Origin of the sequence: Oleiagrimonas soli (genome assembly GCF_000761445.1) — a bacterium.
Classification (GTDB): domain Bacteria; phylum Pseudomonadota; class Gammaproteobacteria; order Xanthomonadales; family Rhodanobacteraceae; genus Oleiagrimonas; species Oleiagrimonas soli.
Genome location: NZ_KN196470.1, coordinates 91,281 through 103,716, shown reverse-complemented (window position 1 = coordinate 103,716; position 12,436 = coordinate 91,281). Strand labels below are relative to the sequence as shown.

Genomic DNA, 12,436 nt, shown 5'->3' with positions numbered 1-12,436 from the left:
CTACTGCGAGAGACGTTCCTGCACCAGCACCTCGACCACGGACGGATCGGCCAGGGTGGAGGTGTCGCCCAGCGCCTCGGGCTGGTTTTCGGCGATCTTGCGCAGGATGCGGCGCATGATCTTGCCCGAGCGCGTCTTCGGCAGCGCGTTGGCCCACTGCAGGAAGTCGGGCTTGGCGATCGGTCCGATCTGCTCGCGCACCCAGCCGATCAGCTCGTCGCGCAGGGCATCGCTCGGTTCGACGCCGGAAATCAAGGTGACGTAGGCGTAGATGCCCTGGCCTTTGATGTCGTGCGGGCAGCCGACCACGGCGGCCTCGGCGACCTGGGCGTGCGCGACCAGCGCGCTCTCCACCTCGGCGGTGCCGATGCGGTGGCCGGAGACGTTGATGACATCGTCGACGCGTCCGGTGATCCAGTAGTAACCGTCCTCGTCGCGGCGCACGCCGTCGCCGGTGAAGTAGTTGCCGGGGTAGGTGCTGAAGTAGGTGTCGACGAAGCGTTGATGGTCGCCGTAGATGGTGCGCATCTGACCGGGCCAGGAGTCGGTGATGACCAGGTTGCCGCTACAGGCGCCTTCGAGCGGTTTGCCGTCGGCGTCGACCACGGCCGGCTGGATGCCGAAGAACGGCTTGGTGGCCGAGCCGGGCTTGAGATCGGTCGCGCCCGGCAGCGGCGTGATGAGAATGCCGCCGGTCTCGGTCTGCCACCAGGTGTCGACGATCGGGCAGCGCTCGTCGCCGACCACGCGGTGGTACCACTCCCAGGCCTCCGGATTGATCGGCTCGCCGACGGTGCCGAGCACGCGCAGGCTGCGCCGTGAGGTGCGCGTGACCGGCGCATCGCCCTCGCGCATCAGCGCGCGGATGGCGGTGGGCGCGGTGTAGAACAGCGTCACCTTGTGCTTGTCGACCACGTTCCAGAAACGGCTGGCGTCCGGGTAGCTGGGCACGCCCTCGAACATCACCGTGGTGGCGCCGTTGGCGAGCGGGCCGTAGACCACGTAGCTGTGCCCGGTGATCCAGCCGACGTCGGCGCTGCACCAGTACACGTCTTCTTCCTTCAGGTCGAACACGCACGCGTGGGTGTAGCTGACGTAGACCAGGTAGCCGCCGGTGGTATGCAGCACGCCCTTGGGTTTGCCGGTGGAACCGGAGGTGTACAGGATGAACAGCGGGTCCTCGGCGTTCATCGGCTCCGGCGCGCAGTCCTCGGACTGGCCCTCGATCAGGCTGTGGTACCAGCGGTCGCGTGGCGACTGCATGTGCACGCCCGCGCCGGTGCGCTGCACCACGACCACGGTTTCCACGCTGCGCGTGCCGTCGCGTTCGAGCGCGGCGTCGACGTTCGCCTTCAGCGGAATCTTCTTGCCGCCGCGCACGCCTTCGTCAGCGGTGATGACGACCTTGCAGGTCGAGTCGGCGATGCGCCCGGCCAGCGAATCCGGCGAGAAGCCGCCGAACACCACCGAATGGATCGCGCCGATGCGCGCGCAGGCGAGCATGGCGACCGCGGCCTCGGGCACCATTGGCATGTACAGCGCGACGCGGTCGCCCTTGCCCACGCCGAGGTGGCGCAGTGCGTTGGCGAAACGGCAGACTTCGCCGTGCAGTTCGCGGTAGGTGATGTGGCGCGTGTCGTCAGGCTCGTCGCCTTCGAAGATGATCGCGGTCTTGTCGCCACGCTCGGCGAGGTGACGATCCAGGCAGTTGGCGGCGACGTTGAGCACGCCGTCCTCGTACCAGCGGATGTGCACGTCGTCGCGCGCGTAGCTGACGTCCTTGATGCGGGTCGGCGGCGTGATCCAGTCCAGGCGTTGGGCGACATCGGCCCAGAAGGCTTCCGGGTCGTGCACCGAGTCGGCGTAGCGCGCTTCGTATTGCGCCTTGTCGATGCCAGCGTCGGCCGCGAAATCAGGCGGCACCGGATACAGCTCGGACATGGTTCTCACCTCCGTACGAGAAAGGGATCAGACCCGCCATCGGCATGCCGAGGGACGGGCAAGCCGGATCAGTGTAGCCGACCCGGGCGCGGCTCGAAGCGCGGCGTCAAGACGCGGGCGGATCGCCGCTCTTGCGCTGACGCATGGCCTGCTGCAGCTGCTGAATTTCGAAGTCGTTGAGTTCCTCGCCGCGCGCGCTGGCGCCGATGCGTGCCTGCGCGAACGCCAGCACCGTGGCGACCAGACCGAACAGGGCGCCGGCGATGCCGACCGTCATCCACGACGGCGACGAGGTCAGGATCACCAGCAGTATCGAAGACAGAGTCAACAGCAGCAGAATCCAGCGCGTCATGACGCAAGCTTCCATCCGGAACACAGGCCCCGATCATAGCCCGGCGATGCGCCGCTGGGACATGCCGCGCGACACGGGATCGCATGGTCGCGGCGTCGGATCGGGTATCGTGGGATGTGCCGCCACCGACGGAAACGCGCATGACCCACGCCGACCCCGATCAACTCAGCGATCTGCTCGACACGATGCGCGCAGCGCAGCGCGCGCAACCGCATCCGACCGCCGACATGCGGCGGCAGCGGCTGGATGCGCTCGCCGCGCTGCTGGGTGAACACCAGGACGCGATCTGCGCCGCCATCGATGCGGATTTCGGCGGTCGTCCGACTGAGGAAACGCAGCTGCTGGAACTGTTCCCGTCGTTGCAGGCCGTGCGTCATGCACGCGGCCATCTGCGTCGCTGGATGAAGCCGAAACGGCATCTGGCCGGGCTGTGGTTCCTGCCGGCGCGCACGCTGCTGGTGCCTCGGCCGCTGGGCGTGGTCGGCATCATCGTGCCGTGGAACTATCCGCTGTTCCTGGCCGTGGGGCCGCTGGTCGATGCGCTGGCGGCCGGCAACCGCGCGATGGTGAAGATGAGCGAGTACACGCCGCGCTTCGCCGCGCTGTTCGCGGATCTGATCGCGCAGTATTTCCCCGAGGGCGAGGTCTGCGTGGTCAATGGCGATGCCAGCGTGGCGCAGGCGTTCTCCGCGCTGCCGTTCGACCATCTGCTGTTCACCGGTTCGACCGCCGTCGGTCGCCACGTGATGCGCGCCGCGGCGGCGAATCTGACGCCGGTGACACTGGAACTGGGCGGCAAGTCGCCGGCGATCATCGGCCCGGGCGCGCGTTTCGAGGCGGCGGTCGAGCGCATCGTCTACGGCAAGTGCGTCAATGCGGGGCAGACCTGCATCGCGCCGGACTACGTGTTGTTGCCGCGCGGTCGCGAAGCCGACTTCATCGCCTGCGCGCGGCGCGTGGTCGCGCGCATGTATCCGCAGTTGGCGGCCGGCGGCCAGTACGCCAGCATTGTCGACGCCGCCAAGCACGCGCGGTTGCTGCGTCTGCGCGACGAAGCCGTGGAACGCGGCGCGAAGGCGCATGCGCTGGCGTCGTCGTCGTCGGACGATGCGCGGCGCGTGCTGCCACCGACGGTGCTGACCGACACCCCAGACGCCGCCGGTGTCATGCAGGAAGAGATCTTCGGACCGCTGCTGCCCGTGGTTCCCTACGACGAGCTGCAGGATGCGCTGGACTACATCGCCGCACGTCCGCATCCGCTGGCGCTGTACCTGTTCGACGACGACCGCGCCGTGCAGCGCCGTGTCGAGCGCAGCCAGTTGGCCGGCGGCATGTGCATCAACGACACGCTCTACCACGTTGCCCAGCATCATCTGCCGTTCGGCGGCGTCGGCGCTTCCGGTCTCGGTGCGTACCACGGTGAAGCGGGATTCCGCACGTTCTCGAAGATGCTGCCGGTGTTCCGCCAGACGCGCCTGAACGGCGTCGGCCTGCTCAACCCGCCCTACGGCGCGCGCTTCCGGCGCATGATGGGGTTGTTGCTGCGGCGTTGAATCGGGGTTTCGGGTGCGTCGCCGTCGCTGAGACGGCGCGGCGCTAGCCTGCGCGGCATGCATGCCATCGACCCCGACCGACCGCAGGCCATCAAGGGACGCGGCGCCGCTTCCAATCCGGAAGGGCGCTTCGAGACCGTGCGCCATTCGCACGAGGACGATGGCTGGCAGAGCGCGCTGCTGGATGCCGATGCGCCGCGCCCGCGCACGCAGGTGACGCCCGAGCGAGCGCGCAGCGTGATCACGCGCAACGACTCGCCGGACATCCATTTCACCCAGGCGATGAATCCCTACCGCGGTTGCGAGCACGGTTGCGTGTACTGCTTCGCGCGGCCTTCGCACAGCTACCTGAACCTCTCGCCGGGACTGGATTTCGAGACCCGCATCCGCGCCAAGGAAAACCTTGCCGAGGTGTTGCGGCGCGAGCTGTCGCGGCCCGGCTACGAAGTCAGTCCGATCAATATCGGCAGCAACACCGACCCCTACCAGCCGGTCGAGAAGAACCTGCGCCTGACCCGCGCCGCGCTGGAAGTGCTGGCCGAGTGCCGGCATCCGTGCACGATCGTGACCAAGAACGCCATGGTCGAACGCGATCTCGATTTGCTGGCGCCGATGGCGGCGCAGCGACTGGTGCAGGTGTTCGTCTCGGTCAACTCGCTGGACAACTGTCTGGCGGCGAAGCTGGAACCGCGCGCCAGCGCGCCGCATCGGCGGCTGCGCGCCATCGGCGCGCTGGCCGACGCCGGCGTGCCGGTGGGCGTGCTGGTGGCGCCGATCATTCCCGCGCTCAACGACAAGGACATGGAAAAGGTGTTGGAGCGGGCCGCCGCGGAAGGCGCGCGTTGCGCCGGTTACACCACGGTGCGCCTGCCGTGGGAGCTGAAGACGCTGTTCCGCGAATGGCTGGCGCTGCATGCGCCGCAGCGCGCGGAACATGTCATGAGCCTGATCCAGCAGATGCACGGCGGGCGCGACTACGACAGCGATTTCCGCACCCGCATGCGCGGCAAGGGCGTGTTCGCCGATCTGCTGCGCCGGCGTTTCGAGGTCGCCTGTCGCCGGTACGGTTTCGCTCGCGCGCGCGACCTGCAGCTCGACACCGATCGCTTCCGGCCGCCGCGTCCGCCGTCGCCGCAGGGCGAGTTGTTCGCGGCCGATTGAGCTTCGCTCAGCGCCGCCGCAGGCTTCGCCAGCGCCGTGCCGTCGCCGTCCATGCGTTGCGCGCCAGTGCGAGCCACTGATCGCGGAACAGCAGCAGCTGCATGCCCAGCATCATCATCAGCACGTCGACGACGGCCGCATCGAGGAACACGCCGAGAAACGCGAACTCGGGGCTGAGCACCACCAGCGCCAGGACCGCCAGCGCCACGGGCACCAGCAGTTTGCGCCACCACGGGCGCGCAGCGGGCGAGGGTAAGGCATCCCGCGTGGCTTCGGAGGGTTGGATGTGCATCGACGTCATCTCGGTGTCCGAGAGTGTGTTCCTGCGCGTCGTGCGCGATCGGCGAAGCGCGGCGCCTATGGCGCGGAGGTATCCCGCGGCGCCGCCGTGTCCAGCATCAGGAAGGCATGCCGGCGATGGCGGAAACGTCGCGCGCCGCGCCAGCCCAGCACCAGCAGCAGTCCGGCCATGCCGATCCAGGCCGCGATCAGCATGGCGACGACACGGTCGGCGTAGGCCCACGCGTCGCGACCGAGCGAAGTGATTGGCATGAAGCACGACAGGCTGGTCAGGGTGACGGTCAGCGTGATCAGCACCGCCAGTTTCCACGAGGCCATCGGGCGTCCGCCGAGCACGTCCAGCGCCAGCGCGAACAGCAGCAGGCCGCAGCCGATCTGGCTCAGCGCGATGGCGACCATGCCCAGCGCGTTCATGTGCAGCGCCCAGGCCGCGAGCAGCATCAGCACCATGATGATCGCCAGCGCCACGGCGGGCGGACGCAGGGCGGCGCGCAGGAGGGTGCGCTTCACCTGTTCGACGTCGCCGAGGCCGGGCAGCAGGGCCAGCAGGGGCAGCTCGCCGTTGACCTGCGACCAGCGCCGGCGCAGGGTCGTGGCGCTCATGATCGCCACCATCGCCGAGCCGAAGATGCCGATCCAGCCGATCATGCCGACGCTGAAGCCGCGCAACAGGGCTGCCGAGGGCTTGCCGCTGGTCTGCACGATCAACAGCACGGGCAGAATCACCACCATCGGCAGCAGGGCCGGCGCCAGATTGCGCAGGTGGCCGACGAAGCTGCGCGGCACGTACCAGCCGCCCAGCGCCACGCGCAGGGTGCGCGCGAGGTGCTTCGGGCCGACACGGCGCAGGTCCACGCGCGCCAGCATCCAGTCCGGGCGATTGCGCAGCGCGCTGCTGCCGTCCTGGCAGGCCATGCTCCATTCGTTCCAGCCGGACTTGCGTCGGAACTGCATTACCATCGCGCTGCTCAGGCCCTGCTCCAGACGTTTCTCCGCGCGCACCAGCTGGCGCCAACGCAGCACGATCACCACGCTGAGCAGCAGTACGGCGGGTCCGGCCCAGTCGAAGAACAGCGGCGAGCTCGGTCCCGGAATCGAGATGGTGTGCTTCATGGCGCCGCTCAGCGCGGGCAGGAACACCATCCACATGGCGATGAAGCGCGGCAGCGTGGTGAACGCCAGACCGACCAGACAAAACAGCAGCAGCACCAGCGCAATCGACAGGTAATGGCCGCCGAAGGCGCCCAGCACCAGCGTCGCGGGCACCACGCTCAGCAGCAGATAGACCAGGATGCTCAGAGTGATGCGACGGGCGATGCCGGGCAGGCGCAGCTGATGCGCGTCGACGGCCAGCAACATGGTGCTGGCCATCAGGAACGCCCAGCCGTAGGCCAGGCCGAAGCCGAGAATCATGGCCGAGGTCATTGGCCAGTCGGACTTGTGCGCGAGCGCGCCGGCAAGCGCCGCGCCCAGCGCGCACAGCACCAGCACGCCGCTGCCGATCCAGCGCATCTGCGGGGGCGTGCCGCGCCACGGCGTGATCAGGATGGTGTTCATCGGCTGATCTCCAGGCCCAGACCAAGGCCGGGCAGCAGCGCGCAGAGCATCATCCAGACCGGTCCCACGTGCAGCAGCAGGGCCAGGCTCACCGTCAGCAGGCCGGCCAGACCGAGCAGCACCGGCCAGCGTCGGGTCCGGCGCAGCGCGTTCGCGGGTCGCCGGACGACGGCGTGCAGCGTATGCGCGTTCATTCGGCGATCTCCACGAACAGGTCTTCCAGGCCCAGCGCATCAACGCGTGCACCGGGCAGGCGCGCGGCTTCGGGCCAGCCGCCGTCTTCGCCGCGTTCGACCACCACGCTCAGGCTGCCGTCGTCGTGGCGGTGACGACTGAGGGCGTGTGGCGGCGCGGCGGCACTCTGGCTGGCGGGCAACCACAGGCGCGCATAGCGTTCCTTGGTCTCGTCCAGGCCGCAGTGCAGCAGCAATTGGCCGTCGTGCAGGAAGGCGATCTCCGACGCCGCGCGTTCCAGGTCGGAGACGATATGGGTCGAGAACAGCACCGTCGCGCCCGCCTCGCCGGCGCGCAGGGCGACCTCGCGCAGCAGGTCGCGGCGCGCCACCGGATCGAGCGCGGCGGCCGGTTCGTCCAGCACCAGCAGTTCGGGCTGCGAGGCCAGGGCGCGGATCAGATCCACGCGCTGGCGTTCGCCCGGCGACAGCTTGGCCATGACGCGATTCGTCGGCAGCTGCCAGCGCTGCATCGTGCGTTCGACGAAGCCGGCGTCCCAGTTCGGGTAGAAGCGCGACAGGTAGTCGAACATCTGCGTCGCGGTCAGCCAGGCCAGCGCCTCGGGCTGCTGCGGCACGTAGGCGATGCGCGCCTTGGCGGCGTCGGATAGGCGCAGGGCCGGTTCGCCGAACACGCGCGTCTCGCCGGCCAGCGGTTCGAGCAGGCCGAGCATGGCGCGGATCAGGGTGGACTTGCCCGCGCCGTTGCGGCCGATCAGACCCAGCACGCTGCCGCGCGGCAGGTCCAGGTCGACGCCGCGCAGGGCGTTGCGTCCCTCGTAGGCATGGGCGACGCCACGCACCGACAGCGGCGCATCGAGAGCGGATTCGTCCATGTGCAGTACGGCGTTCATGCGTTATTCCCCCAGCAGTTGTTGCAGCCGCCGCACGACTTCGTCGGCGGGCAGTTCCAGTTCGCGCGCCTGGCGCGCGGTTTCGTGCAGATGCGGTTCCAGCAGTTGCATGCGTTCGTTCTCGCTGCGGCTGATGCCCTGCCCGGTCGCCACCACCATGCCCTTGCCGCGTTGGCGTTCGAGCAGGCCTTCGGATTCGGCCAGGCCGTAGGCGCGCGACACGGTCATCGGGTTGACCGCATGGAAGCCGGCCACCTCGCGCACCGAGGGCAGTTTTTCGCCCGGCGTCAGCTGGCCGCCGGCGATCAGGCGCCGCAGCTGTTCGACGATCTGCCGGTAGATCGGCTCCGGCGACGTCGGTTGAATGGTGAGGATCGATGCATCCATGTGTATCAATACAACAATACACTTGGTGCGATGTCAAGTCCTTTGCATCGCCGCGCCGCAGGCGTACGATGAAACCGAGCCGCGGGACAGACTCGCGGCGACAACGCCACCGTGAGGGAGTCTCATGGACTACGACTATCTGGTCTTCATCGGCCGCTTCGAACCGTTCCACAACGGTCACGCCGCCGTCGCCCGCGCCGCCCTGGGCCGCGCGCGCAAACTCATCTTCCTGGTCGGCTGCGCCGACGCCCCCCGCACCATCCGCAATCCCTGGACCGTCGCCGAACGCGAGATCATGGCGCGCGCGGCGCTGGAGGACGTGGACGATCGCCTGCTGTTCCGCCCGCTGCGCGACCATCTCTACAACGAGCCGCACTGGCTGGCCGACGTGCAACGCGCGGTGGCCGAGGTCGTGCACGTTGACGGCGGCGGCGCGGACGCGCGCATCGGCCTGATCGGCCAGGACAAGGACGCCAGCAGCTACTACCTGCGCGAATTTCCGCAGTGGCCGCTGCAGGACGTGCAGCGCACCGAGACGCTGTCGGCCACCGAATTGCGTCGCTACTTGTTCGAGGCCGCCGACGAGCACGGCAACGGCGCCATGCGCCTGCTGCAGGCCAACGTGCCCGCGCCGGTGTTCGAGATGCTCGACGCGTTCCGCCGCAACACCCCGGCCTACACGCAGCTGGTCGAGGAATACCGCTTCATCCGCGACTACCGCGCCGGTTGGGCCGATGCGCCGTACCCGCCGACCTTCGTCACCGCCGACGCGGTGGTGGTGCATTCGGGCCACGTGCTGCTGGTGCGCCGCCGCGCCGCGCCGGGCAAGGGGCTGTGGGCGCTGCCGGGCGGCTTCGTGCAGCAGGACGAGAGCATCCTCGACAGCTGCCTGCGCGAGCTGCGCGAGGAAACCCGCCTGAAGCTGCCGCTGCCGGTGCTGCGCGGCTCACTGCGCGGCCAGCACGTGTTCGATCATCCGGACCGTTCGCAGCGCGGACGCACCATCACTCACGCCTTCCACTTCGATTTTCCCAGCGGCGAACTGCCCCGCGTGCGCGGCGGCGACGACGCCGAGAAGGCGCGCTGGTTCCCGGTCGCCGAAGCGCTGGACATGGGGCCGCGCCTGTTCGAGGACCATCTGCACATCCTCGAATTCGTTCTCGGCCGCAGCTGATGCGGTCGATCCCGCCGGCGGACAGACCGCCGGCTCACCTCCCGACGAGAAGGAGCTTTTCGTCATGCGCCATCTAGACAACCTCATCCTCGATACCGACAGCTACAAGGCCAGCCACTGGCTGCAGTACCCGCCGCACACCGACGGCACGTTCTTCTACGTCGAGTCGCGCGGCGGGCGCTACGACCGCACGCTGTTCTTCGGCCTGCAGGCGATCCTCAAGGAGCGTCTGGCGCGGCCGGTCACGCACGCCGACGTCGACGAGGCGGCGGCCTTCTTCGCAGCCCACGGCGAACCGTTCAACGCCGCCGGCTGGCGACACATCGTCGACACCCACGGCGGACATCTGCCGCTGCGCATCCGCGCCGTGCCCGAGGGCAGCGTGGTGCCGGTGCATCACGCCCTGGCGACCATCGAGTCGACCGACCCGCAGGCGTTCTGGCTGCCCAGCTACGTCGAGACCCTGCTGCTGCGCCTGTGGTACCCGGTCACCGTGGCCACCATCAGCTGGCACGTGAAGCGCATGATCGGCGAGTTCCTCGAACGCACCAGCGACGACCCGGACGGCCAGCTGAGCTTCAAGCTGCACGACTTCGGCGCGCGCGGCGTGTCGAGCGCCGAGTCGGCCGGTCTCGGCGGCGCGGCGCATCTGGTGAACTTCCTCGGCACCGACACCATCGCCGGCGTGCTCACGGCCAAGGCCTACTATCACGAGCCGATGGCCGGCTTCTCGATCCCGGCCTCGGAACACAGCACCATGACCAGCTGGGGCCGCGAGCGCGAGGTCGACGCCTACCGCAACATGCTGCGCAAGCTGGGCCGCGAAGGCGGGCTGGTGGCGGTGGTGTCGGACAGCTACGACATCTACCACGCGGTGCGCGAGCACTGGGGCCGCACGCTGCGCCAGGAAGTCATCGATTCGGGCGCCACGCTGGTGGTGCGGCCCGACTCGGGCGATCCGGTGGAAGTCGTGCTGCGCTGCCTGCAGCTGCTCGACGAAGCCTTCGGCAGCACCGTTAACAGCAAGGGCTTCAAGGTGCTCCACCACGTGCGCGTGATTCAGGGCGACGGCGTCGACCCGGACAGCATCCGCGCGATTCTGGAGCGCGTCACCGAAGCCGGTTACGCCACCGACAATCTCACCTTCGGCATGGGCGGCGGCTTGCTGCAGAAGCTCAACCGCGACACCCAGAAATTTGCGCTGAAGTGCTCGGCCGCGCACGTCGACGGCCGCTGGATCGACGTCTACAAGCAGCCCGTCACCGACCCCGGCAAGCACTCGAAGCGCGGTCGTCTGACGCTGCTGCGTCACCGCGAATACGGCACCTGGAAGACCGTCGAGGTGCCGCCGGAACTGGCTCGCGTCGACGAACTGCAGCCGCCGGTCGGCTGGTCGCACGCGATGGAGACGGTGTGGGAGAACGGCGAGCTGCTGCGCGACTGGCGCTTCGAGGACATCCGCGCGCGCAGCAACGCGGCGTGAAAGCCCGTCGGGCCGTGCGCGTTGTCCTGCGCACGGCCCGGCGGGATGTTCATCCGAAGCGCTTCAGGGCCTCCCGGACGCGGACGGCATTGGCTCCGGCGATATCGCGGAAAGGGGCGCTGACCGGAGGTTCTTCGGCCAGTGTGCGCCAATACCTTTCGGCCAGCGAAGCGGCTTCGCGCCAGACGTCCAGAAACTCCGGAAGCGGCGACGGCGGCTCCATCACGTGATCGGGTAGCGCGCCGCTGGTCCGCGGGCGATACGCCATGGGCAGCATGTCGTAGCTGGGCGCCAACCGCAGCGGCAGAGTGTCGTCCAGAAAGAAGCCAAGATTGCCGAAATGCATGTCGTTGTTCGCGATCAGGCGACCGAACCACCAGCGCAAGCTGATCTGCCTGGCATCGTCCGGGGAGATCCAGTCGTCCCGTTGCAGTCGCTGCGCCGCATGCGCCCAGTCGTCCCGGTCCCCGTAATGGGTATCATCAAGGGCGGCGAGGGTGACGAACCCGCGGCGTCCGTGCGGCCCGATGCGATCGAAGCGGGTCGATTCCAGATAGCGCCTGTCATCGACATCGATGCAGTCGACAAGCGCGCACTCGATGCCGTGCGCGCGCAGGAGACGTGCCGCGAGACACTCGGCATGCAGCAGGTCGGCCCATCGCCGCGCGACACCATCGCCGGTATCGAGGCGCTCCGTGAATTTCACGATGACATCGCGCACGGAGCCGTCATCTTCAAGGATTCGGGTCGTGAACTTGGGTTGTTCGCCGGCGGCCGAGGAGCCGACCGGATCGCCCTGCATCGCCGTTTGGGCGAACGTGGCGTAATGCTGGTTTCTCTGCGCGGCAAGCACGGTTCGAGGCTGCGTTTCCAGGGCATGCTTCAGTGCGTTCTCGCTGACCACGAAGTTGCCGGGCGCATCGTCACCGCGCAACAGCAGCGCGGTGAGCGTGTCGGCGGCGTCCCACAAGTTCAGTTCGTTGCGCAGACCCAGTTCGTTGGCGTGGCGCTGTGCAAACGCGCGACCCAGAAAGCCCTGCGGCCGCATGTCGTCCATGAACCAGGGAAGGCCCGGGAACAGTCCCCGGGAGAACTCGCCGCGCAGCCACGCGGGAGCATGGTCGGTTTCGAGATAGAAATGATCGTTGTGCAGCGCATGCAGCTGTGCGAACCGATGCGGACGACCCTGCGTGTCGATGCGATAGAGCGGCCAGCGGCTACCCAGCCCGCGGACATCGCGCGCCAACGCGTAACGCGTGGCGCGGGCGCGACCCATGCGCACGACGTGCTCGCCCGCGTCCGCGATACGACGCGAAAGGGTTGGCTGGCTGATCCCGAGTTCGCGACTCAGGTCCGCCGCGGTGCTGGGACCGCGGCGGCGCAGCGCATCCAGCAAAGACGTTGTGACGTTCGTCTGCGCAGGCATACGGTTTAGTGAATA

The 12,436-nt window shown here is 68.4% G+C and carries 12 protein-coding genes; 4 read left to right on the top strand and 8 right to left on the bottom strand.

What is annotated here, in order from left to right:
- A complete protein-coding gene (acs, locus tag LF63_RS00520) occupies nt 1-1,941 on the bottom strand; it encodes an acetate--CoA ligase (protein WP_043098899.1) in 1,941 nt (646 codons plus the stop codon).
- A gap of 106 nt (nt 1,942-2,047) precedes the next feature.
- Complete coding sequence (locus tag LF63_RS00515; protein WP_043098898.1) at nt 2,048-2,293, bottom strand: hypothetical protein; 246 nt, start codon at nt 2,291-2,293, stop codon at nt 2,048-2,050.
- 140 nt (nt 2,294-2,433) lie between these two features.
- Here LF63_RS00515 and LF63_RS00510 point away from each other — a divergent pair, with 140 nt between their 5' ends.
- Both LF63_RS00510 and LF63_RS00505 read left to right on the top strand, forming a co-directional pair.
- On the top strand, nt 2,434-3,846 hold the full coding sequence (locus LF63_RS00510; protein WP_043098896.1) for a coniferyl aldehyde dehydrogenase: 1,413 nt from the start codon (nt 2,434-2,436) through the stop codon (nt 3,844-3,846).
- A gap of 57 nt (nt 3,847-3,903) precedes the next feature.
- Nucleotides 3,904-5,007 carry a PA0069 family radical SAM protein gene (locus LF63_RS00505; RefSeq protein ID WP_043098894.1) on the top strand — a complete coding sequence of 368 codons (1,104 nt, stop codon included), beginning with the start codon at nt 3,904-3,906 and terminating at the stop codon, nt 5,005-5,007.
- Between the two features lie 7 nt (nt 5,008-5,014).
- Here the strand turns inward: LF63_RS00505 and LF63_RS00500 are convergent, their stop codons facing one another.
- From LF63_RS00500 to LF63_RS00480, 5 genes are all read right to left on the bottom strand, one after another.
- Nucleotides 5,015-5,299, bottom strand: a complete 285-nt coding sequence (locus LF63_RS00500) for a hypothetical protein (protein ID WP_152569189.1) — start codon at nt 5,297-5,299, stop codon at nt 5,015-5,017.
- A 65-nt stretch (nt 5,300-5,364) separates the two neighbouring features.
- On the bottom strand, nt 5,365-6,864 hold the full coding sequence (locus LF63_RS00495) for a hypothetical protein (protein WP_043098889.1): 1,500 nt from the start codon (nt 6,862-6,864) through the stop codon (nt 5,365-5,367).
- A complete protein-coding gene (locus tag LF63_RS00490) occupies nt 6,861-7,058 on the bottom strand; it encodes a hypothetical protein (protein ID WP_043098887.1) in 198 nt (65 codons plus the stop codon). The genes LF63_RS00495 and LF63_RS00490 overlap by 4 nt, the downstream gene beginning before the upstream one ends.
- A complete protein-coding gene (locus LF63_RS00485; protein ID WP_043098885.1) occupies nt 7,055-7,951 on the bottom strand; it encodes an ABC transporter ATP-binding protein in 897 nt (298 codons plus the stop codon). Before LF63_RS00485 ends, LF63_RS00490 begins: the two co-directional genes overlap by 4 nt.
- Nucleotides 7,952-7,954: 3 nt before the next feature.
- Complete coding sequence (locus tag LF63_RS00480) at nt 7,955-8,338, bottom strand: GntR family transcriptional regulator (RefSeq protein ID WP_043098883.1); 384 nt, start codon at nt 8,336-8,338, stop codon at nt 7,955-7,957.
- A 124-nt stretch (nt 8,339-8,462) separates the two neighbouring features.
- Here LF63_RS00480 and LF63_RS00475 point away from each other — a divergent pair, with 124 nt between their 5' ends.
- The gene (locus LF63_RS00475; protein ID WP_043098881.1) at nt 8,463-9,512 is read left to right on the top strand and encodes a bifunctional nicotinamide-nucleotide adenylyltransferase/Nudix hydroxylase; all 1,050 of its coding nucleotides are present in this window, start codon (nt 8,463-8,465) and stop codon (nt 9,510-9,512) included.
- A 64-nt stretch (nt 9,513-9,576) separates the two neighbouring features.
- Nucleotides 9,577-10,995 (top strand): nicotinate phosphoribosyltransferase, encoded by a 1,419-nt coding sequence (locus LF63_RS00470; RefSeq protein ID WP_043098880.1) that lies wholly within the window; start codon nt 9,577-9,579, stop codon nt 10,993-10,995.
- A gap of 49 nt (nt 10,996-11,044) precedes the next feature.
- On the opposite strand, the gene yjjJ is transcribed toward LF63_RS00470, so the two are convergent.
- Nucleotides 11,045-12,421 carry a type II toxin-antitoxin system HipA family toxin YjjJ gene (gene yjjJ / locus LF63_RS00465; RefSeq protein WP_043098879.1) on the bottom strand — a complete coding sequence of 459 codons (1,377 nt, stop codon included), beginning with the start codon at nt 12,419-12,421 and terminating at the stop codon, nt 11,045-11,047.
- Between the last annotated feature and the right edge of the window lie 15 nt (nt 12,422-12,436).

What these genes read in the sequence shown, in the direction of transcription:
- LF63_RS00510 (WP_043098896.1), top strand. Translation starts at nt 2,434, where the DNA reads ATGACCCACGCCGACCCCGATCAACTCAGCGATCTGCTCGACACGATG.
- LF63_RS00490 (WP_043098887.1), bottom strand. Translation starts at nt 7,058, where the DNA reads ATGAACGCGCATACGCTGCACGCCGTCGTCCGGCGACCCGCGAACGCG.
- LF63_RS00495 (WP_043098889.1), bottom strand. Translation starts at nt 6,864, where the DNA reads ATGAACACCATCCTGATCACGCCGTGGCGCGGCACGCCCCCGCAGATG.
- LF63_RS00470 (WP_043098880.1), top strand. Translation starts at nt 9,577, where the DNA reads ATGCGCCATCTAGACAACCTCATCCTCGATACCGACAGCTACAAGGCC.
- LF63_RS00515 (WP_043098898.1), bottom strand. Translation starts at nt 2,293, where the DNA reads ATGACGCGCTGGATTCTGCTGCTGTTGACTCTGTCTTCGATACTGCTG.
- LF63_RS00480 (WP_043098883.1), bottom strand. Translation starts at nt 8,338, where the DNA reads ATGGATGCATCGATCCTCACCATTCAACCGACGTCGCCGGAGCCGATC.
- LF63_RS00500 (WP_152569189.1), bottom strand. Translation starts at nt 5,299, where the DNA reads ATGCACATCCAACCCTCCGAAGCCACGCGGGATGCCTTACCCTCGCCC.
- yjjJ (WP_043098879.1), bottom strand. Translation starts at nt 12,421, where the DNA reads ATGCCTGCGCAGACGAACGTCACAACGTCTTTGCTGGATGCGCTGCGC.
- LF63_RS00505 (WP_043098894.1), top strand. Translation starts at nt 3,904, where the DNA reads ATGCATGCCATCGACCCCGACCGACCGCAGGCCATCAAGGGACGCGGC.
- LF63_RS00485 (WP_043098885.1), bottom strand. Translation starts at nt 7,951, where the DNA reads ATGAACGCCGTACTGCACATGGACGAATCCGCTCTCGATGCGCCGCTG.
- acs (WP_043098899.1), bottom strand. Translation starts at nt 1,941, where the DNA reads ATGTCCGAGCTGTATCCGGTGCCGCCTGATTTCGCGGCCGACGCTGGC.
- LF63_RS00475 (WP_043098881.1), top strand. Translation starts at nt 8,463, where the DNA reads ATGGACTACGACTATCTGGTCTTCATCGGCCGCTTCGAACCGTTCCAC.